The sequence below is a fragment of the Micromonospora sp. D93 genome, from assembly GCF_018070365.1.
In the GTDB taxonomy this organism is placed as follows: Bacteria; Actinomycetota; Actinomycetes; order Mycobacteriales; family Micromonosporaceae; genus Micromonospora; species Micromonospora ureilytica.
The window spans coordinates 65,571-92,283 of sequence record NZ_JAGPXW010000022.1; the positions used below are offsets into that span (position 1 = coordinate 65,571).

24 protein-coding genes are annotated in these 26,713 nt (G+C 69.7%); 2 read left to right on the forward strand and 22 right to left on the reverse strand.

Features of this window, described 5'->3' with window-relative positions; all coding sequences use genetic code 11:
* Positions 1-97: 97 nt before the first annotated feature.
* Complete coding sequence (locus KBX71_RS22785) at positions 98-1,327, forward strand: MFS transporter (RefSeq protein ID WP_210819961.1); 1,230 nt, start codon at positions 98-100, stop codon at positions 1,325-1,327.
* Here the strand turns inward: KBX71_RS22785 and KBX71_RS22790 are convergent.
* The 22 genes from KBX71_RS22790 to KBX71_RS22895 all read right to left on the reverse strand — a co-directional run bounded on the left by KBX71_RS22790 (position 1,303) and on the right by KBX71_RS22895 (position 26,029).
* Positions 1,303-2,388, reverse strand: a complete 1,086-nt coding sequence (locus tag KBX71_RS22790) for a polyprenyl synthetase family protein (protein ID WP_210819962.1) — start codon at positions 2,386-2,388, stop codon at positions 1,303-1,305. The two genes, KBX71_RS22785 and KBX71_RS22790, sit on opposite strands and share 25 nt — an antisense overlap.
* Before the next feature lie 90 nt (positions 2,389-2,478).
* Positions 2,479-4,032, reverse strand: coding sequence for an NADH-quinone oxidoreductase subunit NuoN (gene nuoN / locus KBX71_RS22795; RefSeq protein WP_210819963.1), 1,554 nt, complete (start codon positions 4,030-4,032; stop codon positions 2,479-2,481).
* Positions 4,029-5,564: an NADH-quinone oxidoreductase subunit M gene (locus tag KBX71_RS22800; protein WP_091395550.1), complete on the reverse strand. Its 1,536-nt coding sequence runs from the start codon at positions 5,562-5,564 to the stop codon at positions 4,029-4,031. Before KBX71_RS22800 ends, nuoN begins: the two co-directional genes overlap by 4 nt.
* 64 nt (positions 5,565-5,628) lie before the next feature.
* Complete coding sequence (nuoL, locus tag KBX71_RS22805; protein WP_210819964.1) at positions 5,629-7,554, reverse strand: NADH-quinone oxidoreductase subunit L; 1,926 nt, start codon at positions 7,552-7,554, stop codon at positions 5,629-5,631.
* Positions 7,555-7,566: 12 nt separating this feature from the next.
* Positions 7,567-7,866, reverse strand: coding sequence for an NADH-quinone oxidoreductase subunit NuoK (nuoK, locus tag KBX71_RS22810; RefSeq protein WP_030486270.1), 300 nt, complete (start codon positions 7,864-7,866; stop codon positions 7,567-7,569).
* 116 nt (positions 7,867-7,982) lie between these two features.
* Entirely contained in the window at positions 7,983-8,753 is a 771-nt protein-coding gene (locus KBX71_RS22815) for an NADH-quinone oxidoreductase subunit J (RefSeq protein WP_124821337.1), read from the reverse strand.
* Positions 8,750-9,391 (reverse strand): NADH-quinone oxidoreductase subunit NuoI, encoded by a 642-nt coding sequence (gene nuoI / locus KBX71_RS22820; protein WP_210819965.1) that lies wholly within the window; start codon positions 9,389-9,391, stop codon positions 8,750-8,752. The genes KBX71_RS22815 and nuoI overlap by 4 nt, the downstream gene beginning before the upstream one ends.
* Before the next feature lies 1 nt (position 9,392).
* Positions 9,393-10,745 carry an NADH-quinone oxidoreductase subunit NuoH gene (gene nuoH / locus KBX71_RS22825; protein WP_210819966.1) on the reverse strand — a complete coding sequence of 451 codons (1,353 nt, stop codon included), beginning with the start codon at positions 10,743-10,745 and terminating at the stop codon, positions 9,393-9,395.
* Entirely contained in the window at positions 10,742-13,249 is a 2,508-nt protein-coding gene (locus KBX71_RS22830; protein ID WP_210819967.1) for an NADH-quinone oxidoreductase subunit G, read from the reverse strand. Before KBX71_RS22830 ends, nuoH begins: the two co-directional genes overlap by 4 nt.
* 55 nt (positions 13,250-13,304) lie before the next feature.
* Entirely contained in the window at positions 13,305-14,636 is a 1,332-nt protein-coding gene (nuoF, locus tag KBX71_RS22835; protein ID WP_210819968.1) for an NADH-quinone oxidoreductase subunit NuoF, read from the reverse strand.
* On the reverse strand, positions 14,633-15,637 hold the full coding sequence (gene nuoE, locus KBX71_RS22840; protein ID WP_210819969.1) for an NADH-quinone oxidoreductase subunit NuoE: 1,005 nt from the start codon (positions 15,635-15,637) through the stop codon (positions 14,633-14,635). The genes nuoF and nuoE overlap by 4 nt, the downstream gene beginning before the upstream one ends.
* Complete coding sequence (locus KBX71_RS22845; RefSeq protein WP_210819970.1) at positions 15,634-16,962, reverse strand: NADH-quinone oxidoreductase subunit D; 1,329 nt, start codon at positions 16,960-16,962, stop codon at positions 15,634-15,636. The genes nuoE and KBX71_RS22845 overlap by 4 nt, the downstream gene beginning before the upstream one ends.
* A gap of 55 nt (positions 16,963-17,017) precedes the next feature.
* Positions 17,018-17,755, reverse strand: coding sequence for an NADH-quinone oxidoreductase subunit C (locus KBX71_RS22850; protein WP_196928714.1), 738 nt, complete (start codon positions 17,753-17,755; stop codon positions 17,018-17,020).
* Positions 17,752-18,429, reverse strand: coding sequence for an NADH-quinone oxidoreductase subunit B family protein (locus tag KBX71_RS22855; RefSeq protein ID WP_124821345.1), 678 nt, complete (start codon positions 18,427-18,429; stop codon positions 17,752-17,754). Before KBX71_RS22855 ends, KBX71_RS22850 begins: the two co-directional genes overlap by 4 nt.
* A 14-nt stretch (positions 18,430-18,443) precedes the next feature.
* Positions 18,444-18,809 (reverse strand): NADH-quinone oxidoreductase subunit A, encoded by a 366-nt coding sequence (locus KBX71_RS22860; RefSeq protein WP_007454588.1) that lies wholly within the window; start codon positions 18,807-18,809, stop codon positions 18,444-18,446.
* Positions 18,810-18,944: 135 nt separating this feature from the next.
* Positions 18,945-20,222: a geranylgeranyl reductase family protein gene (locus KBX71_RS22865; protein ID WP_124821346.1), complete on the reverse strand. Its 1,278-nt coding sequence runs from the start codon at positions 20,220-20,222 to the stop codon at positions 18,945-18,947.
* A 139-nt stretch (positions 20,223-20,361) separates the two neighbouring features.
* Complete coding sequence (locus KBX71_RS22870) at positions 20,362-20,586, reverse strand: hypothetical protein (RefSeq protein ID WP_210819971.1); 225 nt, start codon at positions 20,584-20,586, stop codon at positions 20,362-20,364.
* 87 nt (positions 20,587-20,673) lie between these two features.
* A complete protein-coding gene (locus KBX71_RS22875; RefSeq protein WP_124821348.1) occupies positions 20,674-21,384 on the reverse strand; it encodes a demethylmenaquinone methyltransferase in 711 nt (236 codons plus the stop codon).
* A 228-nt stretch (positions 21,385-21,612) separates the two neighbouring features.
* Positions 21,613-23,202 carry a hypothetical protein gene (locus KBX71_RS33905; protein WP_247683948.1) on the reverse strand — a complete coding sequence of 530 codons (1,590 nt, stop codon included), beginning with the start codon at positions 23,200-23,202 and terminating at the stop codon, positions 21,613-21,615.
* Between the two features lie 412 nt (positions 23,203-23,614).
* Complete coding sequence (mqnC, locus tag KBX71_RS22885; protein ID WP_210819972.1) at positions 23,615-24,805, reverse strand: cyclic dehypoxanthinyl futalosine synthase; 1,191 nt, start codon at positions 24,803-24,805, stop codon at positions 23,615-23,617.
* 161 nt (positions 24,806-24,966) lie between these two features.
* Positions 24,967-25,173 carry a DUF397 domain-containing protein gene (locus tag KBX71_RS22890; RefSeq protein WP_210819973.1) on the reverse strand — a complete coding sequence of 69 codons (207 nt, stop codon included), beginning with the start codon at positions 25,171-25,173 and terminating at the stop codon, positions 24,967-24,969.
* A 7-nt stretch (positions 25,174-25,180) separates the two neighbouring features.
* Positions 25,181-26,029: a helix-turn-helix transcriptional regulator gene (locus tag KBX71_RS22895; RefSeq protein WP_210819974.1), complete on the reverse strand. Its 849-nt coding sequence runs from the start codon at positions 26,027-26,029 to the stop codon at positions 25,181-25,183.
* A gap of 217 nt (positions 26,030-26,246) precedes the next feature.
* Between KBX71_RS22895 and KBX71_RS22900 the strand changes: the two genes are divergently transcribed.
* Positions 26,247-26,543, forward strand: a complete 297-nt coding sequence (locus tag KBX71_RS22900) for a hypothetical protein (RefSeq protein WP_210819975.1) — start codon at positions 26,247-26,249, stop codon at positions 26,541-26,543.
* The last annotated feature ends 170 nt before the right edge of the window (positions 26,544-26,713 follow it).

The window sequence follows — 26,713 nt, forward strand, 5'->3', positions numbered from 1 at the left end:
CCTGTTCGGGTCGAGGATGCCAGATCACCATCCACAGCTTGTGCCCCGCCGGTCACCAGGAGTGCTCTGAGTGGGGCTCGCGTAGGTTTGCCGAACGATGACCGACACCTCCACAACCCCCGATCCGGCGATCGCCCAACCCCACCCGGTCCGGGCCAGCGCCGGCGCAGTCGTCACCACAGTGGCCTGCGTACTCCCGGTCTTCCTGCTCGGCGGTCTCGCCGTGCAGATGGGCACTGACCTCGGCTTCTCGCCGGCCGGTCTGGGCCTGGCCGTCTCCGTCTACTTCGGGGTCAGCGCGCTGGCCTCGGTGCCCTCCGGCCGCCTGGTCGAACGGTACGGACCGGCAGTGGTCGCCCGCTGCGGCATCCTGCTGGCCGCCGGGTCGATGCTGGCTGTGGCCGCCTTCGCCCGGTCGTACCCGGTGCTCGTCGGCCTGCTGGCGCTCAGCGCCGCCGCGAACGCGCTCGGCCAGTTGGCCAGCAACGCCGCGCTGGCCCAGCACGTGCCGGCCCGGCGGCAAGGGCTGTCGTTCGGTGTCAAGCAGGCCGCCATCCCGGTCTCCACACTGCTGGCCGGCGTCGCCGTGCCCACCATCGCGCTCACCGCCGGCTGGCGCTGGGCGTTCGTTGCCGCCGCCGTGGCCGCGCTGACGACGCTGGCCGCCGTACCCCGGCAGTTGCCCGGCACCGCACGGCGGGCCGGTGCCACACGCGCCGGGCGGGCGACGACGGCGCTCGTGGTGACCGGCGCCGCGGCGACGTTGGCCTCGGGCGCGGCCAACTCGCTGGGCACCTTCCTGGTGGACTCCGCCGCGGCCCGGGGCCTGTCGCCGGGTCTCGCCGGCCTCACCCTGACCCTGGGTAGCGCGGTCTGCGTGGCCGCACGGGTGGGCGCCGGCTGGTTGGCCGACCGCCGCGAGACCGGCCACGTCGCCCTCATCGCCGCGATGCTGCTCGTCGGCGCGGTCGGACTGGGCCTGCTCGCGTTGACCGGCTCGGTGCCGTTGGTGGTCGGCGTGGTGCTCGGCTTCGGCCTGGGCTGGGCCTGGCCCGGCCTGATGAACTTCGCGGTGGTCCGGCTCCACCCACAGTCACCGGCCGCCGCCACCTCGATCACCCAGACCGGGGTGTACGCGGGCGGCTGTCTCGGCCCGCTGAGCCTGGGCCCACTCGCCGCCCACCTCGGCTACCCGGCGATGTGGAGCATCGCGGCCGTGGCGATGCTGCTCGCCGCCGCCCTCATGCTCGTCGGCAGCCGACTGTTGACCCGCGCCGCCGCCGCAGCGGGCCGGGGTGTGGATCAGCTGGTGCGGTCGGCGATGTAGTCGCAGAGCGACTCGAGCGCGCTGCGGGACGGGCCGTTCGGCAGCGGGGCGAGCTGCGCGCGGGCCTCCTCGGCGTAGCTGCGCACGGTTTCCCGGGCCCGCTTGAGCGCCGGGCTCTCCCGGAGCAGCCCCAACGCCTCGGCGTGCAACGCGTCGTCGGTCAACGGGCCGGTCGCCAGGATCTCCCGCAGCCGCACCGACGACGCGTCGGAGTCGTCCGCCTCGCGGGCGTAGAGCACCGGCAGCGTCGGGACACCCTCGCGCAGGTCCGTGCCGGGGGTCTTGCCCGACTGCACCGACTCGGAGGCGATGTCCAGCAGGTCGTCGGAGAGTTGGAAGGCGACGCCGATCGTCTCGCCGTACCCGGCGAGGGCCTCGACGTGCTCCGGGGTGGCGCCACCGAACAGGCCGCCGAACCGGGCCGACGTGGCGATCAGCGAGCCGGTCTTCTCGGCGATCACGTGCAGGTAGTGGGTCACCGGGTCGTCGTCGGCGCGCGGCCCCACCGTCTCCGCGATCTGGCCGTGCACCAGTCGCGCGAAGGTGCGCGCCTGCAACCGGACCGCCTCGGGGCCCAGGTCGGCGGCGATGTCCGCCGCGCGGGCGAAGAGGTAGTCGCCGACCAGGATGGCCACCGAGTTGGTCCACCGGGAGTTCGCGCTGGGCGCGCCCCGACGGACGGCGGCCTCGTCCATCACGTCGTCGTGGTAGAGGGTGGCGAGGTGAGTGAGCTCCATCACCACGGCGGCCGGGACCACCTGCGCACTTGTCGGGTCACCGAACTGGGCGCCGAGCGCCACCAGCAACGGCCGGAAACGCTTCCCGCCGGCCTCGACGAGGTGCCGGGCAGCCTCGGTGACGAACGGGTCGGCGCTGGCCACACTGGCCCGCAACTCGACCTCGACCGTGTCGAGTAGGCCCAACACGGACGCCTCGACACGGGGATCGGCGAGGCTGAGGCCAAGCGCGCCGAACTGACTCGTGCTCGCCCGACCCCGCCGACCGCCGGAGCCGGAGGCACCTGAACGCTCGCCCGCCGGATTCACCACGCTATCAACCATGCCACACGCGTTCGACCTGCTCCGGGCCGGGGATACGCACCGGGAGCCGGCACGTGAACACGTGCCGACCCCCGGTGATCGATCCTTCGGTCATCGAACGAATTCGGCGGCTCCGGTGGCCAGATCGAGCAGCGGCGCCGGGGCGACGCCCAACACCAGGGTCGCCAGCACACCGATCATCAGCGCCGCGGAGGTGAGCCCACCGGGCACGGTGACGGTCGGGGTGGACTCGCCCGGCTCGGAGAGCCACATCATCACCACGACCCGCAGGTACGGGAACGCGAGCACCATGCTGGTCAGCACACCGGCGATCACCAGCCAGGCCTGACCACCCTCCAGCGCCGGCCCGAAGATGGCGAACTTGCTGGTGAAGCCGCTGGTCAGCGGGATACCGGCGAAGGCGAGCAGGATGAACGTGAACAGCGCGGCGAAGAACGGCGACCGCCGGCCCAGCCCGGCCCAGCGGGACAGGTGGGTGGCCTCGCCGTCCTCGTCGCGTACCAGGGTCACCACGGCGAACGCGGCAAGCACCGAGAAGCCGTACGCGACCAGGTAGAACATCGTGCCGGCGAGCCCGTCGCGGCTCGGCGCCAACACACCGACCAGCAGGTAGCCGGCGTTGGCGATCGAGGAGTACGCGAGCAGCCGCTTGATGTCGGTCTGGGTGACCGCCAGCACGGCACCCACCAGCATGGTCAGCACCGCCACCGCGCCCAGGACCGGGGTGAAGTCCCAGTTGGCGTCGGCGAACGCGACCTGGAAGACGCGCAGCAGGGCACCGAACGCGGCGACCTTGGTGCAGGCCGCCATCAACCCGGTGACCGGGGTCGGAGCGCCCTGGTAGACGTCCGGGGTCCACACATGGAACGGGGCCGCCGCGGCCTTGAAGAGCAGACCGATGGCGAGCAGCGCCATGCCGGCGAAGAGCAGCACCGGGCTGGCCGGCGACTCGCTCACCGCCGCGTGGATGGTGGCGAAGTCGACGCCGGCCGAGCGGCCCGGCATGCCGGCGGTGAAGCCGTAGATCAGGGCCACGCCGAACAGGAAGAAAGCAGAGGCGTACGCGCCGAGCAGGAAGTACTTCATCGCCGCCTCCTGGCTCAGCAGACGCCGGCGACGGGCCAGCGCGCAGAGCAGGTAGAGCGGCAGGGAGAAGACCTCCAGCGCGATGAACATGGTCAGCAGATCGTTCGCCGCCACGAAGATCAGCATGCCGCCGATCGCGAACGTGGTGAGCGGGTAGACCTCGGTGAGGCCGTTGCGCCCCTCGGCCTGCCGCCGGTCGTCGGCCGACTCGGCGGTCACCGCCGCCTGGGCGACGAACGCCCCGCCCCGCTCGACCGAGCGGTCACCGATCAGCAGCAGCGCCATCGCGGCCAGCACCAGGATCGCGCCCTGGAGGAACAGCGTCGGCCCGTCGATCGCGAGGGACTGGCCGGCGGTGATGATCCGCTCGTCGGCGCTGAGGACCACCATGGTCAGTGCCGCGAGCACCGCCAGCAGCGCCAACGTCAGCTGCACCACGTGCCGCCAGCGCCGGGGCACCACTGCCTCGACCAGCACGCCGAGCAACGCCGTGCCCAGCATGATCAGGATCGGAGCGATCGCCGCGTAGTCGATCGACGGCAGTTTCAACTCGGTCACTTTGCCGCCTCCTGGACGGTGCCGCCCACGGACGGCGCCGGGTCGGTTCTGCCGATGTCGTCCATGGTCGCCTGGACGGCCGGGTTGATCACGTCGGTGACCGGCTTCGGGAAGAAGCCGAGCAGCACGATCAGCGCGATCAGCGGGGCGACCACGACCTTCTCACGCAGGTTGAGGTCCCGGCGCATGCCGTCGACCTCGGTCAACGCCGGGTTGAGGGTGCCCTGGGTGGTGCGCTGCACCATCCACAGCACGTACGCGGCGGCCAGGATGATGCCGAGCGTGGCGATGACCGCGACCGGCTTGTTCACAGTGAAGGTACCGATCAGCACCAGGAACTCGGAGATGAACGGCGCCGTACCGGGCAGCGCCAGCGAGGCGAGACCGGCGAAGAAGAGCACCCCGGCGAGCACCGGGACCAGCTTGCCAGCGCCACCGAAGTCGCTGATCAGCGACGAACCACGCCGGGAGATCAGCATGCCCACCACCAGGAACAGCAGGCCGGTGGCCAACCCGTGGTTGAGCATGTAGAGCACCGCGCCGGTGCCGGCCTGGGTGGTGAAGGCGAAGATGCCAACCCCGATGAAGCCGAAGTGCGCGATCGAGGTGTACGACACCAGCCGCTTGAGGTCGTTCTGGCCGACCGCCAGCAGGGCGGCGTAGACGATGCCGATCACGCCCAGCGCCAGCGCCCACGGCGCGAACCACTTCGACGCCTCGGGGAACAGCGGCAGGCAGTAGCGCAGGATGCCGAATGTGCCGACCTTGTCCAGCACGCCGACGAGCAGCGCCGCCGCGCCCGCCGGGGCGGCACCACCGGCGTCGGGCAGCCAGGTGTGGAACGGGAAGAACGGCGCCTTGATGGCGAACGCGAGGAAGAAGCCGAGGAACAGCCACCGCTCGGTGCCGGTACTGATGTCGACCTGCGAGAGCGCCTGCCAGTCGAAGGTCTTGCCACCGACCACCCACAGGCCGATCACCGCGGCCAGCATGAACAGACCGCCGACGAGCGAGTAGAGGAAGAACTTCACCGCCGCGTACTGCCGCTGGTGGCCGCCGTAGCTGCCGATCAGGAAGTACATCGGGACGAGCATGACTTCGAAGAACACGTAGAACAGGAAGACGTCGGCGGCCGCGAAGACGCCGATCATCGTGCACTCGAGGACCAGCAGCAGCGCGAAGTAGACGGGCACCGACCGCTTCGACGACTCCGCGTCGTGCCACGACGCCAGGATCACCAGCGGCACCAGCACCGCGATCAGCATCAGCATCACCAGCGCGATGCCGTCGGCGGCGAAGGTGAAGCTGACACCCCAGTTCGGAATCCACGAGTACGACTCGCGGAACTGGAACCGGTCACCACCGGCGTTGAAGCTCACCCACATCACCACCGAGAGCACCAGCACCAGCAGCGACCAGGCGAACGCCACCTGCTTGGCCAGCTCCGGGCGGTGGCGCGGCAGGAAGGCCACCACCAGGGCGCCCACCAGCGGCGCCACGGTGAGCACCGAGAGGAACGGGAAGTTGGACATTATGCGGCCTTACCTCCGTCGTCACTGCGTGGTCCGCCGGCGGGGGCGGCCGGGAACAGGTCGATCACGCCAACCACCCCGCCTGCACCGCCAGGAACGCCGCCATCACCAGCAGCGCACCGGCCAGGATCGAGGTGGCGTACGAGCGGACAAAGCCGGTCTGCATCCGACGAAGGCGACCCGAACCCCCGCCGACCGCGGCGGCGAGCCCGTTGACGAGCCCGTCGATGCCCCGGTTGTCGAGGTACACGAGCGCCCGGGTGAGGAAGATGCCCGGCTTCTCGAAGACCGCCTCGTTGACCGCGTCGGTGTAGAGGTTGCGCCGGGCGGCGGTGACCAGCACCCCGGCCGGCTGCGGCGCGGTGGCCGTACCGGCCCGGAACAGGAACCAGGCGAGCCCGGCGCCGAGCACGGTGACCAGCAGCGACAGCGTGGTGATCACGGCGTGCGAGAGGACCGCCTCGTGCTCGGCGTGCTCGCCGCCCAGCCCGGCGGTCTCGGTCAGCCAGTCCGGAACGGACGTGGCGAGCAGGAAGCCGGCGCCGACCGACCCGACCGCCAGGAGGATCAGCGGGATGGTCATCAGCTTCGGCGACTCGTGCGGGTGCTCGATGTCCTCGGTCCACCGCTGCGGACCGTGGAAGGTGAGCACGAACAGCCGCGTCATGTAGAACGCGGTCAGCCCGGCGCCGAGCAGCGCCGCCCCGCCGAAGAGCCAGGCGGTCCAGTCATCCCGCTCGAAGGCGGCCACGATGATCGGCTCCTTGGAGAAGAAGCCGGAGAACGGGAACATGCCGATGATGGCCAGCCAACCCATCATGAAGGTCAGCCAGGTGATCTTCATGTACTTCGACAGCCCACCGAAGCGGCGGATGTCGACCTGGTCCTCCATTCCGTGCATGACCGAACCGGCGCCCAGGAACATGTTGGCCTTGAAGAAGCCGTGCGCCAGCAGGTGCACGATGGCCAGCGCGTACGCCGCGCCGCCGAGGCCCACACCGAGGAACATGTAGCCGATCTGGCTCACCGTCGACCAGGCGAGCACCCGCTTGATGTCGTCCTTCGCCGCACCGATGATGCAGCCGATCAGCAGGGTGAGCGCGCCGACGCTGACCACCACGAGTTGCAGCGTCGAGTTGGCGGAGAAGATCGGGTTGGACCGGGCGATCAGGTAGACGCCCGCGGTGACCATGGTGGCGGCGTGGATGAGCGCCGACACCGGCGTCGGGCCCTCCATCGCGTCCGGCAACCACGCCTGGAGCGGGAACTGACCGGACTTACCGGCCGCACCGAGCAGCAGCAACAGGCCGAGGACCAGCACTGTGGTGCCGGTCAGCGCGCCGACACCGTTGAACACCTCGTCGTACTGGGTGGTGCCCAGGGTGGCGAACATGATGAAGATGCCGATGGCCAGGCCGGTGTCGCCGACCCGGTTCATCAGGAACGCCTTCTTGCCGGCGGTGGCCGCGCTCGGCCGCTCCGTCCAGAAGGAGATCAGCAGGTACGACGCCAGACCGACGCCCTCCCAGCCGAAGTACAGCATCACGTAGTTGTTGCCGAGCACCAGCAGCAGCATCGCCGCGACGAACAGGTTGAAGTACGCGAAGAACCGACGACGGCCCGCGTCGTGCGACATGTACTCCACCGCGTACAGGTGGATCAGGAAACCCACCCCGGTGATCAGCAGTACGAAGACCGCGGCCAGCGGGTCGAAGAGCAGGCCGAAGTCGACCCGCAGATCACCGACCGCGATGAAGTCCCAGAGGCTCAGCTCGACCGACTTGTTCTCCAGGCCACGCAGCTGGAAGAAGAAGCTCAGGCCGAGCACGAACGCGGCGCCGATGGCGGCGACGCCCAACCAGTGCCCCCAGCGGTCGGCCCGGCGGCCGAGCAGCAGCAGGATGGCCGCGCTGACCAGCGGGATCGCCACCAGCAGCCAGACGCCCCCGAGCAGCCCCGTGGCCTGGGCGTATTCCACAGTCTCTTCCACCGGTGGACCCCTCTAGTACTTGAGCAGGTTGGCGTCGTCGACACTCGCCGAGCGTCGCGTCCGGAAGATGGACATGATGATCGCGAGCCCGACCACGACCTCGGCCGCCGCCACCACCATCACGAAGAACGCCATGATCTGACCGTTCAGGTCACCGTTGATCCGGCTGAAGGTGACCAGCGTCAGGTTGGCCGCGTTGAGCATCAGCTCCACGCACATGAACAGCACGATCGCGTTGCGCCGGACGAGCACCCCGGCGGCGCCGATGGTGAACAGCACCGCCGCGAGCACCAGGTAGTAGTCAGGCGTCATGGCTGGACTCGCTTTCGTTCGCGACTGCGGGGCTCCGCTTCGCTGCACTCCTCGCGCTCACCGGACTTGCCTTTCGTTCGCGACTGCGGGGCTCCGCTTCGCTGCACTCCTCGCGCTCACCGGTCCGTCCCCTTCAGGGTGGTCTCCTGCGCCGTCAGCTCGCGCACCGGCAGGATGTCCGGCGTACTCCGCTCGGAGAGGCGGCCGTCCGGCAGTCGGGCCGGGGTGGCCACCGAGGACGAGGTCGCGAAGACGCCGGGGCCCGGCTTGGGGCCGGGGTAGTTGCCCGGCGCGAAACGGGCCCGCATGGTCGACACCTGGTCGACCTTGTCCTGCTTGCGGCGCTCGATGTGCGCGAGCACCATGGCACCGACCGCCGCGGTGATCAGCAGCGCCGAGGTCAGCTCGAACGCGAAGACGTACTTGGTGAAGAGCAGTCGGGCGATGCCTTGGACGTTGCCCTCCGCGTTGGCCTGCTCCAGACCGACCGCTGTGGTCCCCTGCAGCGCCCGGTAGAGCGCGCCGCCGACCAGGCCGGCGAAGCCCAGGCCCAGCACGATCGCGGCGACCCGCTGGCCGCGCAACGTCTCGATCAGCGAGTCGGTGGAATCCCGACCGACAAGCATCAGCACGAAGAGGAAGAGCATCATGATCGCGCCGGTGTAGACGATGATCTGCACCATGCCGATGAACGGCCCGGCCTGGAGCACGTAGAACACGCCCAGACAGAGCATGGTGAGCACCAGCCAGAGCGCGGAGTGCACAGCGTTGCGGGCGGCCACCATCCCGATCGCGCCGATGAGCGCGAGCGGGCCGAGGATCCAGAAGGTGACCTCCTCGCCGCCGGATACCCCACCCGCCGCGGCCAGCACCGTAGACGTGGTCATGCCTTCTCTCCCTTGCCGGCCGCGACGCGCTGGGCGGCCTGCTCGGCGCCCGGGAACGTCACGCCGGGGTGCTCCTCGACCTGGTAGCGGCCGGGGCCCATCGGGGACTTCTCCGCACCGGCGGAGGTGCCCGGGTTGTCCAGCGCGCCGACGTAGTAGTCCTTCTCGCTGTCACCCAGCCGCATCGGGTGCGGCGGCTGCTCCATGCCCTCGAGCAACGGCGCGAGCAGCTGCTCCTTGGTGAAGATCAGGTCCTGCCGGTTGTCCCGGGCCAGCTCGTACTCGTTGCTCATGGTGAGCGACCGGGTCGGGCAGGCCTCGATGCACAGCCCACAGAAGATGCACCGGGCGTAGTTGATCTGGTAGACGCTGGCGTACCGCTCACCCGGCGAGAAGCGCTCCTCGTCGGTGTTGTCGCCACCCTCGACGTAGATCGCGTCCGCCGGGCAGGCCCAGGCGCACAGCTCGCAGCCGATGCACTTCTCCAGGCCGTCCGGGTGCCGGTTGAGGATGTGCCGCCCGTGGTAGCGCGGCGCCGACACCGGCGGCTTGAACGGGTAGTCGGTAGTGACGACCTTCCTGAACATGTGCGAGAAGGTGACACCGAATCCCTTGAACGTTCCGGTGATCGCGCCCACGTCACACCTCCCTGGAGTCCGAGCCGGCAACGATGTTGGCCGGCTCCCGCTCGGCGACCACGCGCGTGATACGCGGGCTCGGTGGTACCTGAAGATCCATCGGTGGCAGCGGGAAGCTCCCGTGCGGCCGGTTGTCGACCTGTTCCTGCGTGGTCGGCTTCGGCTTCGGGCGCCGGCTGGGCCAGAAGATCGAGGCGATCAGCAGGATGCCGGCCGGAATGCCGACGGCGATCACCTTGCCGCGGGTGTCCCAGTCCTCGATCGAGCGAAGGCCCGACAGGACCAGGATCCAGACCAGGTTGATCGGCAGCAGCACCTTCCAGCCGAGCCGCATGAACTGGTCGTACCGCAGCCGGGGCAGCGTGCCACGCAGCCACACGAAGACGAAGACCAGCGCGATCACCTTGCCGAAGAACCAGAGCATCGGCCACCAACCGGAGTTGGCGCCCTCCCAGATGGTGATCGGCCAGGGCGCCCGCCAACCGCCCAGGAACAGCGTGGTGGTGACCGCGGACATGGTCACCATCGCCACGTACTCGCTGAGCATGAAGAGCGCGAACTTCAACGAGCTGTACTCGGTCATGAAGCCCGCGACCAACTCGGACTCGGCCTCGGGCAGGTCGAACGGCGCCCGGTTGGTCTCACCCACCGTGGCGATGAAGAAGATGATGAAGCTCGGTAGCAGCAGGATCGCGTACCAGCCCGGCGCCGGGATCGTCTGGCCGAAGATGCTCAGCTCGGTGCCGTGTGCCTGCTTCGCGACGATCCCGCTGGTGCTCATCGTGCCGGCGGTCATGAAGACCGCCACGATGCTCAGCCCCATGGCGACCTCGTAGGAGATCATCTGGGCGCTCGACCGGAGACCACCCAGCAGCGGGTACGTCGAGCCGGAGGCCCAACCACCCAGCACGATGCCGTAGACGCCCATCGAGGAGCAGGCGAGCAGCAACAGCACCGCCACCGGCACATCGGTGACCTGCAACGGCGTGTGGTGGCCGAAGATGCTCACCATCGGGCCGAACGGCACCACCGACAGGGCGGTGACCGCGCAGATCACCGAGATGGTCGGGGCGAAGAAGTAGACGACCTTGTCGGCCGCCTTCGGCAGGATGTCCTCCTTGAAGGCCATCTTCAGGCCGTCGGCGAGGGTCTGCAGCAGGCCGAACGGGCCGACCTGGTTGGGGCCGGGCCGCACCTGCATGTAACCGACCACGCGCCGTTCGAACCAGACCCCGAGCAGGGTGGCCAGCAGACCGAAGGCGAACGCGAAGACAATCTTGCCGAGAACCAGCCACCACGGATCCCGGCCGAAGTCGGCAAGCGTCGGATCCTGGGCCAGGATTGACGAAGTCACTGGTTACCCCCGGAGTTGAGGAGCGGACCCGGGAGACCGGTCTCGTCGGCCGCCACGCGCCCGGCCGGGATGGCCGTGCTCGGTGCGGGGACGGAGATCCGGACGACCGCGCCGGACGTCGCCCCGAGGCTGCGCCGCACGGTCGAGCCGGGTGAGTTGGTCGGCAGCCAGACCACGCCGTCCGGCATCTCGGTGAGTTCCGCCGGCAGGGTCAGCGCCCCCCGGTCGGTGCCGACAGTGACCGCGTCACCGTCGACCACACCGAGCGCCTCGGCGGTGCCCTTACCAAGCCGGACAACCGGCGGACGGGCGGTCCCGGCGAGGTTCTCGTCGCCCTCGGTCAGGGTGCCGAGGTCCACCAGCTGGTGCCAGGTGGCCAGCACGGCCTCCCCGGCCTTCGGCTCCGGCACCCGGCCCGGCGCGACCGACGGCGCGGCCGGACGGGACATCCGCGTCGCCGGCAGCGTGCCCAGCTCGCGACGCACGCTCGGCACGTCGGCCGTGCCGAGGCGCACGTCGAGAAGCGCGGCCAGCGCGTCGAGCACCCGACCGTCGGTCATCGCCGCGGTGTTCAGCACCGCCTCGAACGGGCGCAGCCGGCCCTCCCAGTCCAGGAAGCTGCCGGCCTTCTCGGCCACCGGGGCGACCGGCAGCACCACGCTCGCCCGCCGGGTCACCGCGCTGGCGCGCAGCTCGAGGCTGACCAGGAACGGCACCGCGTCCAGGGCGGACTCGGCCAGTCGCGGGTCAGCCAGGTCGGCCGGGTCGACACCGCCGACGACAAGCGCGCCGAGCTGCCCGTTGGCGGCCGCGGTCAGGATGCCGTCGGTGTCCCGGCCGGCCTGGCTCGGGATCACCCCGGCCGGGATGTCCCACGCCTCACCCAGCTCGGCGCGGGCGGCCGGCTCGGTGACCAGGCGTCCACCGGGGAGCAGGTTGGGCAGGCAGCCCGCGTCGACCGCGCCGCGGTCACCCGCGCGCCGCGGCACCCAGGCCAGCTTCGCGCCGGTACGCCGAGCCACGTCGGCCGCGGCGGAGAGCCCACCCGGCACACTTGCCAACCGCTCGCCGACGATCAGGATCGCGCCCGGTGCGCTCAGCGCCTCGCTGACCGTGGCGTGCTCGGCGAGCACGCTGGCCTCCTCGCCCGGCACCACCCGGGCCAGCTTGGCACCGAGCTTCTCCAGGCCGCGGGTGGCGAAGGGCGCCAGCGCGTACACCGTCAGGGTCTTCTTCAGGTACGCCTTGCGCAGCCGCAGGAAGAGGATCGGGCACTCCTCCTCGGGCTCCAGGCCGACAAGCACCACCGCCGGCGCGTTCTCCACGTCGGTGTAGGTGACGTCGGTGACCCCGGCGACCGAGCTGGCCAGGAAGTCGGCCTCCTCGCGGGAGACCGGCCGGGCCCGGAAGTCGATGTCGTTGGTGTTCAACGCGACCCGGGCGAACTTGGCGTACGCGTACGCGTCCTCGACTGTCAACCGACCGCCGGTGAGCACCGCAGTGCCCTGCTGGCTCTCCCGAGCCGCGTGCAGGCCCTCGGCGGCGACGGTGAGCGCCTCGCTCCAGGACGCCTCGCGCAGCTCACCGGTGTGCTCGTCGCGGACCAGCGGAGTGGTCAGCCGCTCGGCGGCCCGGGTGTACTGGAAGCCCCAGCGGCCCTTGTCGCAGTTCCACTCCTCGTTCACCGCCGGCTCGTCGCCGGCGAGCCGGCGCAGCACCTTGCCGCGCCGCCAGTCGGTGCGCTGCCCGCAGCCGGCCGAGCAGTGCTCGCAGACGCTCGGGCTGGAGACCAGGTCGAACGGGCGGGCGCGGAAGCGGTACTGGGCACCGGTCAGCGCACCCACCGGGCAGATCTGGACGGTGTTGCCGGAGAAGTAGGAGTTGAACGGGACATCCCCCGCGTCACCCTCCTCGCCGTACGCGTCGTCCCGGTAGATGTTGATTTCTTCGGCGGACGACCGGCCCATCAGGTCGATGAACTTGTCGCCGGCGATCTCATCGGAGAACCGGGTGCACCGCTGGCAGAGCACGCACCGCTCGCGGTCCAGCAGCACCTGGCTGCTGATCGCCATCGGCTTCTCGTACTCCCGCTTGTGCTCGTGGAAGCGCGAGTCGGTGCGGCCGGTGGACATCGCCTGGTTCTGGAGCGGGCACTCACCGCCCTTGTCACACATCGGGCAGTCCAGCGGGTGGTTGAGCAGCAGCAGCTCCATCACCCCCTCCTGCGCCTTCTTGGCCACCGGGGAGGTGATCTGGGTACGCACGACCATGCCGTCGGCGACGGTCTGGGTGCAGGAGGCGACAGGCTTGCGCTGCCCCTCCACCTCGACCAGGCACTGCCGGCACGCGCCGGCCGGGGCCAGCAGCGGGTGGTCGCAGAACCGGGGGATCTCGGTGCCCATCTGCTCGGCGACCCGGATCAGCAGCGTCCCCTTGGGGGCGGTGACCTCGACGCCGTCGATGGTGAGGGTGACGGTCTCGGTCTGCTTGGCTACGTCGGTCATCAGAGTCGCCTTTCATTCGCGACTGCGGGACTCGCAAGCTCGTTCCTCGCGCTCATCAGTGCGCCCCTACCAGGGTCTTCTCCGACAGCTTGGGTGCGGTCCGACCCTCGATGTAGTCGAGGTAGTCCTGCTTGAAGTACTGCAGCGAGGAGGTCACCGAGCTGGTCGCGCCGTCACCCAGACCGCAGAACGAGCGGCCGAGGATGTTGTCGCAGGTGTCCAGCAGGGTGTCCAGGTCTTCGTGGGTGCCCTGACCGGCGAGGATCCGCCGGTAGACCCGGACCATCCAGTAGTTGCCCTCGCGGCACGGGGTGCACTTGCCGCACGACTCGTGGTGGTAGAACTCCAGCCACCGATACGTCGCGTAGACCGGGCAGTCCTGGTCGGAGAAGATCTGCGTGGCAGTGGTGCCGAGGATCGAGCCGGCCGCCGCCACCCCCTCGAAGTCCAGTGGCACGTCCAGGTGCTCGGCGGCGAGCAGCGGGGTGGACGAGCCGCCCGGGGTCCAGAACCGCAGGTTGTGGCCGGGCTGCATGCCACCGGCCAGCTCCAGCAGCTCGCGCAGCGTGACACCCATCGAGCACTCGTACTGGCCCGGGTTGGCCACCCGACCGGAGAGCGAGTAGATCATCGGCCCGGAGGACTTCTCGGTGCCCATGCTCTTCCACCAGTCGGCCCCACCGAGCACGATCGGCGGGACGCTGGCGATGGTGCCGACGTTGTTCACCACAGTCGGGCTCGCGTACAGGCCGTGGGTGGCCGGGAACGGCGGGCGCAGCCGGGGCTGACCCCGGAACCCCTCCAGCGAGTCCAGCAGCGCCGTCTCCTCGCCGCAGATGTACGCCCCGGCGCCGGAGTGCACCACAAGCTCCAGGTCGTAGCCGCTGCGCAGGATGTTCCGGCCCAGGTAGCCCTTGTCGTACGCCTCCTGGACCGCGCTGCGCAGCCGACGCGCGGCGTGCACCGCCTCGCCCCGGATGTAGATGTAGGCGCGGGCGGCCCGGATCGCGTACGACGCGATGATCACGCCCTCGACCAGCGCGTGCGGGTCGTGGGTCATCAACGGCAGGTCCTTGCAGGTGCCCGGCTCGCCCTCGTCGGCGTTGACCACCAGATAATGAGGAACCGTCGGCGGATTTCCGCTTGGCTGTTGAGGAATGAAGCCCCACTTGAGGCCGGTGGGGAAGCCTGCGCCACCTCGGCCGCGCAGCCCGGAGTCCTTGATCAGCTGGATCAGGTCGTCCGGGTGGGCCTTGAGCGCCTTGCGCAGCGCGGCGTAGCCGTCCAGCTGCTCGTACGTGCCGATCTGCCAGGCGTCCGGCGACAGCCAACGCTTGGTCAGCACCGGCGTCAGCTTGGCCAGCGTCTCCGGGCGGGGAGTGGTCACTTCTGGGCCCCCGTTTCGTTCGCGTCCGCCGGTCCGGCGCCGTCGGCGTCCGTCCCAGCCTTCGCTTCGGTGAGGTTGCGCTCCTGCGCCCCGGCCTCGTCGCCGGCGGGCTTGCGGTCGCCAGCGGGCTCGTTGGCCGCAACACCGGCGGCCGCCGCCTTCTGCGCGTCACGGGGTTCCGGCGGCGAGGTCACCGCGGGAACCTTTGCGGACGCCCCGTCGCCACCCTTGACCGGTGCCGCGCTGGCCTCGACGGGCGCCGGCTTGGCGGCCTCCGCCTTCGCCTTCGCCTCGGCGGCGGCCTTGTCGGCCTCGGCCTTGCTGCGGATCGGGGTGTTCGGGTCGAAGCCCGGCACCGAGACGCCGTGCTGCTGGGCCAGCCGCAGCCCGCGCAGGGTGGGCTCGCCCGGTCCGCCGTCGGCGACGGCCCCGTCGCGCTCGTCGGCGAAACCGGCGAGCTGCACCGCCATCTCCTTGAGGGTGCAGAGCCGGGCGCCCCGGGTCGGCATCGGCCGGCCACCGGCCCGCAGCTCGTCCACCACACCGACGGCGGTGGAGGCGTCCACACCGTCGAAGAAGTCGTAGTTGACGGTCATCACCGGGCCGTAGTCGCACGCCGCCAGGCACTCGGCGTGCTCAAGCGTGATCGTGCCGTCCGCGGTGGTCTCGTCGTGCCCGACGCCCAGGTGCTCGGCGAGGGTGTCGTAGACCTCCTGACCACCGAGCACATCGCACATCGTGTTGGTGCAGACGCTGACCAGGAAGTCACCTGTCGGCTTGCGCTTGTACATCGTGTAGAAGGTGGCCACCGCGCCGACCTGGGCCTTGTTCAGCCCCAGCACCTCGGCGCAGAACGTGACCCCGGCCGGGGAGACGTACCCCTCTTCGGCCTGCACCAGGTGCAGCAGCGGCAGCAACGCCGAGCGGGACCGGTCCGCCGGGTAACGGGCGATGATCTCGCGCGCCCGCTCCCGGGTCTCATCAGTGAAAACAACACTCATCGGTCACAACCACCCATCACCGGGTCCAACGAGGCGCCGCCGGCGATCACGTCGGCGATCAGGCCGCCCTCGGCCATCGCCGGGAGAGCCTGCAGGTTGACGAAGCTCGGCTCCCGGTAGTGCACCCGGTAGGGCCGGGTGCCACCGTCGGACACCGCGTGCACGCCCAACTCGCCCCGGGGAGCCTCGATCGCGACGTACACCTGGCCCGGCGGAACCCGGAAGCCCTCGGTCACCAGCTTGAAGTGGTGGATCAGCGACTCCATCGACTGACCCATGATCTTCGCGACGTGCTCCAGCGAGTTGCCCATGCCGTCCACGCCGATGGCCAACTGCGCCGGCCAGGCGATCTTGCGGTCGGCGACCATCACCGGGCCCGGGCGGAGCCGTTCGAGTGCCTGCTCGACCAGCTTCATCGACTCCCGGATCTCGGCGAGCCGGACCTGGTAGCGACCCCAGACGTCACCGTCGGGGTGGGTCGGCACGTCGAACTCGTACGTCTCGTAGCCGCAGTACGGCATCGTCTTGCGCAGGTCCCAGGCGAGGCCGGCGGAACGCAGCACCGGGCCGGTGATGCCGAGGGCCACGCAGCCGGTGACGTCCAGCACCGCGACGCCCTTCGTCCGCTCGGTCCAGATCGGCTGGCCGGAGAGCAGGTCCTCATACTCCTTGAGCTTCTTCGGCATCATCTTGAGGAAGTCGCGGATCTTGACGATCGCCTCGTCCGGCACGTCCTGCGCCACACCGCCCGGCCGGACGTACGCGTGGTTCATCCGCAGACCGGTGATGGTCTCGAAGATGTCGAGGATGTACTCCCGCTCGCGGAAGCCGTACAGCATGATCGAGATCGCGCCCAGCTCCATGCCGGTGGTGGCCAGCCAGACCAGGTGCGACGAGATCCGGTTGAGCTCCATCATCAGCACGCGGATCGTGGTGGCCCGCTCGGTGATGTCGTCGGTGATGCCGAGCAGCTTCTCGACCGCGAGGGCGTACGCCGTCTCGTTGAAGATCGGGGCGAGGTAGTCCATCCGGGTCACGAACGTCGAACCCTGGACCCAGTTGCGGTATTCGAGGTTCTTCTCGATGCCGGTGTGCAGGTAGCCGACGACAGAGCGGGCCTCGCGGACCGTCTCGCCCTCCAGCTCCAGGATCAGCCGCAGCACCCCGTGCGTGGACGGGTGCTGCGGACCCATGTTGACGATGATCCGCTCGTCGTTGATCGGGTCGGTGCCCGCGACGATCGTGTCCCAGTCTCCACCGGTGACGGTGAAGACCCGACCCTCGTCGGTCTCACGCTCGCTGGCGTAGTTCGACGTAGCGCTCACTGTGCCGGCCCTCCGATCGCGACTGCGGGGCTCCGCTCCGCTGCACTCCTCGCGCTCACTGGTACGACCTCCGCTCGTTCGGCGGCTGGATCTCCGCGCCCTTGTACTCGACGGGGACGCCGCCGAGCGGGTAGTCCTTGCGCTGCGGGTGGCCCTCCCAGTCGTCTGGCATCAGGATCCGGGTCAGGCTGGGGTGGCCGTCGAAGACGATGCCGAACATGTCGTACGCCTCCCGCTCCTGCCAGTCGGCGGTCGGGTAGATGGCGGTCACGCTCGGCAGGTTCGGGGCCTCGACGGAGACCGCGGCCTCCAGCCGGACCCGCCGCCGGTACGTCATCGAGGTGAGCAGGTAGACCACGTGCAGGCGGCGTTCGTCGGCGCCCAGGTAGTCCGCACCGGACACCGAGGAGCACAGCTCGAAGCGCAGCGCCAGGTCGTCCCGCATCACCTGGCAGACCTCGGCGATGCGTTCCGGGCGTACGTGCAGGGTCAGCTCACCCCGGTCGACCACGACCTTCTCGATCGCGTCACCGAAGGCCGGGTACGCCTCCTCCAGCGCGTCGCGGACCTCGTCGAAGTAGCCCCCGTACGGCCGGGACGCCTCCTCGATGGGCTGGCGCTGGCGGACCAGGCCGCCGTAACCGGACACGTCGCCGGTGCCCTGGTTGCCGAACATCCCGCGACCGGCCGGGCTGGACGGCGGGAGCTCGGCGGGTGCACCACTCGTGGCGCCGGCCGGCACCACCGGCAGCGGTACGCCGCCGTCGTTTGGCTTGTCCGTGGGTGACGTCATTTCGGGCCTGCCTGCGGGTGGAGGTGGTTCTGAGCGTTCATCCAGTTCTCGATGCGCAGCTGCTCCTCGCGGCCCTCGCGGACCGCCCGGGTCCACTCGGCGCGGCGGGCCTTGTCGCTGCGGTACGAGGAGGGCATCGAGCCGTAGGGCACGATCGGAACATCGCCACGCTCCTGGCGGGCGGCGAGCATCTTCCGACCGTTCGGGCCCAGCGGCTCGTACATGATCTTCTCGCGGAGCTTGAGGATCGCGTCGATGAGCATCTCCGGCCGGGGCGGACAGCCGGGCAGGTACATGTCGACGGGCACCACGTGGTCGACGCCCTGCACGATCGCGTAGTTGTTGAACATGCCGCCGCTGCTGGCGCAGACGCCCATCGAGAGCACCCAGCGCGGCTCGGCCATCTGGTCGTAGATCTGGCGCAGCACCGGGGCCATCTTCTGACTCACCCGGCCGGCCACGATCATCAGGTCGGCCTGCCGGGGCGACGCCCGGAAGACCTCCATGCCCCAGCGGCCCATGTCGTAGTGCGGACCACCGGCGGCCATCATCTCGATGGCGCAGCAGGCCAGGCCGAAGGTGGCGCCCCACACGGACGACTTCCGAGACCAGTTGACCAGCTTCTCCACCGAGGTGAGCAGGACGCCGGCGGGAAGCTTCTCCTCGATGCCCATCTGACGTTCCTTCCTCAGTCCCAGTCCAGGCCGCCGCGCCGCCACACGTAGGCGTACGCAACGAAGACCGCGACGATGAACAGGACCATCTCCACGAAGCCGAAGATCGGCAGAGCGTCGAACGAGACCGCCCAGGGGTAGAGGAAGATGATCTCGATGTCGAAGACGATGAAGAGCATCGCCGTCAGGTAGAACTTGATCGGGAACCGCCCGCCGCCGACCGGCTGCGGGCTGGGCTCGATGCCGCACTCGTAAGCCTCGAGTTTGGCCTTGTTGTAGCGACGGGGACCGGCGAAGCGGGCGGCGCCGACGGAAAACAGCGAGAACGCCGCGGCGAGGGCGAACAGCCCGATGATCGGTGCGTAAGGCGAGAGCGACATCGTTTTCTCCTGCTCGTCCTTCCCTGCCCTCGGTGCTTGACGAAAATCACACTATTCACGTCCCTCGCAGTGGCAGTCGGCGGGGGTCGATCTTTGTCAGCGTCGGGGCCGTGACCAGCACCGATGCCGTCCTACTTATACGGCTGGGGCGGCCTTCGTCATCGCGTTGATGACCCGATCCATCGCGTCCCCGCCACGCGGGTCGGTCAGGTTGGCCAACAACTTGAGGACGAAACGCATCAGCGTCGGGTGCGGCATGCCGTGTTTGGTGGCGATCCGCATGATCTCGGGGCGGCCGATCAGTTTCACGAAGATGCCGCCCAACCGGTAGTAGCCGCCGAGCCGGGCCTTCAGCTCGTTCGGGTACGCCATCAGCGCGCGCTCGCGTTCCGGGCCGGCCGGCCGGGCGAGGGCCTGGACCATGGCCTCCGCGGCCAACTCGCCGGACTCCATCGCGTACGCGATGCCCTCGCCGTTGAACGGGTTGACCATGCCGCCCGAGTCGCCGACCAGCAGCACGCCCCGCGTGTAGTGGGGCACCCGGTTGAAGCCCATCGGCAGCGCGGCACCGAGGATCGGACCGTCGGCGTTTGTCTCGTCGGTCATCCCCCAGTCTTCCGGGGTGTTGGCGAGCCAGTCGGTGAGCAGCCGGCGGTAGTTGGTCTTGCCGAACGCCGACGACGAGTTGAGCACGCCGAGGCCGACGTTGACCCGGCCGTCACCGAGGCCGAAGATCCAGCCGTACCCGGGCAGCAGGTTGTCGCCGCTGTCCTTGCTGCGCAGCTCCAGCCAGGACTCCAGGTAGTTGTCGTCGGCCTTGGCCGGCGAGCGGTAGTAGCGGCGGACGGCCACGCCGATCGGCCGGTCCTCCCGCTTGGCCAACCCGAGCGCGAGCGGGAACCGGCCGGAGACGCCGTCCGCCGCGACGACGAGCGGGGCGTGGAAGGTGGTGGGCTCCTTGTCCGGCCCGACCTCCGCCTCGACGCCAGTCACGCGGCCGTCGCCGTCGAGCACCGGGCCCAGCACGTTGACGCTGGTCCGCAGCTTCGCGCCGGCGGCCACCGCACGCTGGGCGAGCAGGTCGTCGAAGTCCAGGCGCGTGCGCACCAGGCCGTAGTTGGGGAAGCTGGCCAGCTCCGGCCAGTCCAGTTCGAGGCGCACCCCGCCGCCGATGACCCGCAGACCCCGGTTGTGCAGCCAGCCCGCCTCGGGCGAGGTGTCCACACCCATCCGGATGAGCTGGCGCACCGCGCGCGGGGTCAACCCGTCGCCGCAGACCTTCTCCCGGGGGAACTCGGTCTTCTCCAACAACAGCACCCGTACGCCGTGCCGGGCCAGGTGGTACGCAGTCGCTGATCCACCGGGACCGGCGCCCACGACAATGACGTCGGCGTCGTGTTCCACCGCGGTCATTCGCGCCTCCTCCCGCACGCTCGTGAAATGCTTCACAAGCCAGACGGGACGAGTGTATGACCGGCGTCATACCAGCGCAGGATCAGGGGTACCTAACTCGCCGATGTGACAGCCGATGACCGTCCACAGCGGTCGGGTGTCAGGCCGGGCTGGAGGCGTCCAAGCCCGCGTCGACCCGGATCGCCTCCGGCAGATGTTCGCGGAGCGCCCCACCCGCAGCCCGGTCCAGTGCCGCCAACACCTCGGCGACGACCTGCCGGACCTCCACCGGGTCGGCCCCGGCCAACTGGCGCAACTGGGCGATGAGTTCGGCCGCGTCGTCGTCGGTGGCGGCCACCGGGTCCGCCGGGTCTGCTCCGGTCATGCGATCGAGCGTACGGGGCAAAGTGGACTAAAAGCCGATATTACCGGAACCTGAATAATGTCCGTGCCGCTCAATGCGGTCCGTCAGCTACTCGCGGATCCCCCGGTGCAGGGCCACCACGCCACCGGTCAGGTTGCGCCACGCCACACGTCCCCACCCGGCCGCGGCCACCCGCCCAGCCAGCGCGGACTGCGCCGGCCAGGCCCGGACCGACTCGGCGAGATAGACGTACGCCTCGGGGTTGCTCGACACCGTGCGGGCCACCGCCGGCAGCGACCGCATCAGGTACGACAGGTAGACCGTCCGGAAGACCGGGTTGACCGGGGTGCTGAACTCGCAGACCACCAACCGGCCACCCGGCCGGGTCACCCGGGCCAACTCACGCAGCGCCGCGTCGGTGTCGTTGACGTTGCGCAGCGCGAAGGAGATGGTCACCGCGTCGAAGCTGGCGTCGGCGAACGGCAGGCGCAGCGCGTCTCCGGCCAGCAGCGGCACCTCGGGCCGGGCCCGCTTGCCGGTGTGCAGCATGCCCAACGACAGGTCGACCCCGACCGCGTACGCCCCGGACTGGGCCAGCTCCCGCGTCGAGACACCGGTGCCCGCCCCCACGTCCAGCACCCGCTCGCCTGGTCGCAGCCCGAGCGCCGCCCGGGTGGCCCGGCGCCAGGAGCGGTCCTGACCCATCGAGATCACCGTGTTGGTCAGGTCGTAACGCTCTGCCACGCCGTCGAACATCGCGGCGACCTCGTGCGGCTGCTTGTCCAGACTGGCGCGCTGGCCCTGCGGGGTACGGCTCACCCCTCCACTCTGCCAGCCGCCCGCCAAGCGACTCTCGCTGGGTGGGCGGCACGCCCCGCGACGCTCGCTGGGTGGGCGGCACGCCCCGCCTACGCGAAAGGGCGGGGTGGTCGCCCACCCCGCCCTCGCGTCGTGCCCGCGTCCATGACGCCTCGGTCAGGACGCGCGTCGTCCTCGCACCCGTCGCGGTCGCGCCTCTTCTGCGCGCCGCTGGTCAGGCCACCGGTGTCAGTCGGTCGACTTCTCGTCGGCCGGCGACACCAGGACCACCTTGCGGCGACGGCTGAGCACCAGCAGCGCTCCGCCCACGAGCAGGATGATCACGCCGATCCCGCCGATCAGGCCGACCTGCACACCTGTCACGGGCAGGCCGCCACCGCCCGAGCCGCCACCGTCGGAACCGCCGCCGGCACCCGGCGAGACGGTCGTGCCCGGCGTCGTCGTACCGCTTGGGACCGGAGTCGGCGTGGCCGACGCGGTCGGGGTCTCGGTCGGGGTTGCCGTCGCGGTCGGCGTCGGAGTGACAGTCGGCGTGTCCGTCGGGGTAGCCGTCGGGGTCGGGGTCGGCGACTCGGTCGGGGTGACCGTCGGCGTCGGAGTCGGCGTCTCGGTCGGAGTCGGCGTCTCGGTCGGGGTGACCGTCGGCGTCGGAGTCGGCGACTCGGTCGGCGTAGCCGTCGGAGTCGGCGTCTCGGTCGGGGTGACCGTCGGCGTCGGAGTCGGCGACTCGGTCGGCGTAGCCGTCGGCGTCGGCGATTCCGTCGGGGTGACCGTCGGCGTCGGAGTCGGCGTCTCGGTCGGGGTGACGGTTGGCGTGGGTGTTGGCGTCGGGTCCTCGGCCTGGTCGACGAAGACGTCGAAGATCGCCTGGTTGTCGCCCTCGTCGACCTCGCTGAAGGTCTTGCGCTGAGCGGTGTTGGCCCGCTTCGGCTGCTCCTCGGGCTTGCCGGCTGCTACGTCGAGACCCTGCGCAACCAGCTCGCCGACCCGCAGCACCGGCTCGGTGACGTCCTTACCGACTGTCACCTTGATGTCCGCCGTGTAGTAGTCACCGGGCCGGATCACCGCGCCGTCGTCCTGACAGAGCGCCTGCGCGACACCGAAGGACTGCTGCGTGCACGTGTCCGGCAGGGTGTCGAAGGTGACGCCCGCCGGGAGGGTGAGCACGTAGGCGAGGCCGGTGGCCTTGCGGCTGCCGTCGTTGTAGACCGCCCAGTCGACAGGCACAGTCTCGCCCGGCCGCACCGGCCGAAGGTCCGGGTCATCGCCGTTGACGCCGTTCACCACGACGTTCGCGTTGACGTCCTGCACCCAACTGGTCAGGTCGTACCCGGGCTCGGTGACGGTGATGTCGTGCTCGACCTTGTTGTCTTCCTTGTTGGGGTCCTCCGTGGCGGAACGGATGGTGACCACAAGCGTGCCGGCGGCGCCCTTACCACCGGTGGAGAAGATCGGAATGCCGAAGTCCTCGCTGGTGCCGGCGGCCAGGTCGCCGAGGCGGCAGGTGAACTTCTTGCCGTTCACCCGGCAGCCGTCGGGCACCACGACCCGGACCTTGTTCGTCTTCAGCCTGCTGGTGTCCACTGTGTAACTGACACCCTTGGCGTCTTCCTCGCTCCGGGTGTTGTCGACGGTGAACTTGAACGGCTTGCTCTTGGCCTCCGTGACGCCCTTGGCCAGGTTGTAGCTGAGCGGCACCAGGGCCAGGTCGGCCTGCTCGGCCGCCAGCACTGGGGCGGCCACGGCGGCGATGCCGCCGGCCGCGAGCAGCGCCACGACACTGGCGCGCACCAGCGTCGAGCGGTGGAACGCTGTCATCAGTCCCCCGGGGGTAGGGAAGAAAGAATGGTTGCGGAACGAGCGGACGCTATCGGAGGCCGATCTTCCACGCCAGCAGGCGGACCCGTTTTCATCCGTCCGGCCCCAGCTGGGCAGACAGTACGGGCGGGATGGTCACCCATCCCGCCCGTACTGCCGTGCGTTATATGAACGACCCGCAGCGGGCCGATGGAGGACAGCCCCGTCTGGCGACGGTGGTCACGGATATGAGCCGGGACGCTAGCGGCCGACGATCATCTCCACCAGCCCCGCACCGGACAGCCTGACGCTGCGGCGGCGGGGACCACCCGTACCGCCGGGGGGTGATCCGGCGGGAGCATGAGCGTCGATCAGCCGAACGGCCGGGTGCCGAGGTGGCCGTGGCCGTGGCCGTCGCGAAGCAGACGGCGCGTCAGTTGACGTCCACCAGAGGCAGGGATCGGCCCGCGCCGCCACCGGGCAGCGCGATCGAGGAGAAGTGCGAGACCACCCGCTCGTCGGTCGGGTCGTCGGCAGGAGTGTGGTGCACGGCGAGCCGGTTGTAGAGGGTGTCGCGCTGGGCGGGGATCCGGTCCGCCGAACGGATCATGCCGATCAGCTCGTGCAGGTTGGAGCGGTGCCGCGCACCGGCGGAGGAGATGACGTTCTCCTCCAGCATGATCGAGCCGAGGTCGTCCACGCCCATGTGCAGCGAGAGCTGCCCGACGTCCTTGCCGGTGGTCAACCAGGACGCCTGCAGGTGCGGCACGGTCTCGAAGAAGAGCCGGGCCACCGCGACGAGCCGCAGGTATTCCAGGGTGGTCGCCTGGGTGCGGCCCTTCAGGTGGTTGTTCTCCGCCTGGTACGTCCACGGGATGAAGGACCGGAAACCGCGGGTGCGGTCCTGTACGTCCCGGATCATGCGCAGGTGCTCGATCCGCTCGGCGTGCGTCTCGCCGGTGCCCATCATCATGGTGGCGGTCGACTCGATGCCCTGCCGGTGGGCCAGCTCCATGACCTCCAGCCAGCGCTCGCCCGACTCCTTCAGGGGCGCGATGGCCTTGCGGGGCCGCTCGGGAAGCATCTCCGCGCCGGCGCCGGCGATCGAGTCCAGGCCGGCGGTCTTGATCCGGGCGATGGCCTCGTCCAGGCTCACCCCGGAGACCTTGGCCATGTGCAGGATCTCGCTGGGGCCGATCGAGTGGATGACCAGCTGCGGGTACGCCTGCTTGACCGAGGAGAACAACTCCTCGTAGTACTCCACGCCGTAGTCCGGGTGGTGCCCGCCCTGGAGCATCACCTGGGTGGCGCCCAGCTCGACCGCCTCGCCGCACCGGCGCAGGATCTCCTCGGTCGGGTGGGTCCACCCTTCCTTGTGCTTGGGCGCCCGGTAGAACGCGCAGAACTTACACGCCGTCACGCAGACGTTCGTGTAGTTGATGTTGCGATCGATCAGGTACGTGACGACGTTGTCCGGGTAGCGCCGCCGACGCACCGCGTCCGCCGCCTCGCCCAACGCGTGGAAGGGCGCCTCGGTGTAGAGCAGCAGCGCCTCGTCGGGCGTGATCCGCCCGCCGTCCGCGCCGCGCTGCAGGATGTCGTCGATCTCCCGGCTCACCGTCACCCCCCGAGCCTACGCCGACGATGCTCCCCTTCCGGGAGGGGTCTTCATGGCTGCTGCACCCTTCCGCGATCTTGCACTTGCTGTCGCGACATAGGGGGCATTGCGCGCATCTTGGCGACCGAAACTGCAAGATCGGCGCGGGCGGGGCGACCCCGCCTCGGTCACCGAGCTTGGCGCCCCGCCCGAGGCACGGCCTCAACGAAACGGGACCAAACCGACAGGTCAAAGGCCAGGACCGGGCCGGCCGGGTCCTTCGAGTCGCGTACGGCGATCGCGTGGGTCAGCTCGGCGACCTCGACGCAGTTGGCATTGGTGCCACTACGGCTGGACTTGCGCCAGGTCGCGCCGGACAGCTCCGGAGTGATCATCAGGGGCTCACTCTCGCTCGTGCTCCGTTGCGACCCGCGCAACGAACTCCACCGAATCGACGGGGCTCAGCGCCACCTCGGCCAGCCTATCGGCCTCCCGCCGGAAGTGCGCCACCTGCGGCGGCTCCTCCAGGAACAGCCCGGCCAACTTGTGGTCCAGACAGACCACCGCCCGGTTGCGGGGAAAGTCGAAGAGCGCGAACGACCCATCCAGCCCGGTGTGCCCGCCGACCGCCAGCGGCACCACCTGCAAGGTCACGTTCGGCCGTTCCGCGGCATCGATCAGGTGCCGAAGCTGACGGGCCATCACCCGGTGGCCGCCGAGCACCCGGCGCAACACCACCTCGTCGAGCAGAGCGTGCAGCGACGGCGGCGTGGCGCGGGTGAGAATCGCCTGCCGGCCCAACCGGGCCGCCACCCGCCCCTGCGCCTCGTCATCCGCGATGCCACCACTGCGCATCAGCGCCTGGGTGTAGTCCGGAATCTGCAACAGGCCCGGCACCAGCAACGGCTCCCAGTTCACGATGCTGGTCGCCTCGGCCTCCAACCGGATCAGCGTCCGGGACTCGTCGGACAGGCCGCCGATCGCCTCCCACCACCCGGACTCGGCCGACCGATCGGCCATTCCGAGCAGGCGTTTGCGCTCGTCCCCGGTCACGCCATAGATCACCAGCAGCGACGCGACATCCGCGGCCTGGATGCCCTGGATGCCGGTCTCCATCCGGGACAGTTTGGACGGCTGCCAGCCCAGCCGGATGGCCACCCGACGCAAAGGCAGCTTGCGCGCCTCCCGCAGCTCGCGTAACTCACCGCCGAGCCCTCGACCGACGACCGTGGGTTGACTGGCCTTGGGCATCCCTGATCCTCCGCGTCGACTCTCGTCACACCATCACGCTGACGGCATGAACTCGTCGCGTTGAGTATTGACTTGATCTCAGCAACCCGCAACCATCGCAAGCAACGTTGCTGAATCCCGTTCCCCACCCCCGGAGGTTGCGATGCCCATCTGGACCCAACAGCCCGCCTGGCTGCGACCTTACGATCCAGCCGATTCACCCGGGCCGATCCCGTCGGTGATCGCTCACTTCCGGCGGCACGGACGGGAGGAGAAGCCGACACCGACCGAGGCGGAGCGAGAGGCGAGCCGCTACACAGTGGTGCTGGTGCCACCCGAGGCCGCCGTAGCGCTTGGCGACGACCGAGGCGAGGTCGGCCTGCAACTGTTCCGTGACGACGACTGGGACCACTACCCGGCCCATCTCGACGAGGCAGTCAAGTTAATCGAGGAGGCGTGCGGCGAACGGGTCTCCCTCGTCGAGCACCGCTCCGACCTCACCTACTGGACCGCACACGTCCGCCCCAACGACTGAGCCTCAGCGCGCTCGGACACCAAAACGCACCCTCGGCGCACTCAGGTAGGCCAAAACGTCAGTTCTTGACGCCTGAAGCTACAAGAGCGGGTATTGTAATGGCTGTTCCGGGGATTAGGAGTTGAGCTAGAGGATGCTGCTGCGCTTCCGGGTGACGAACTTCGCCTCCC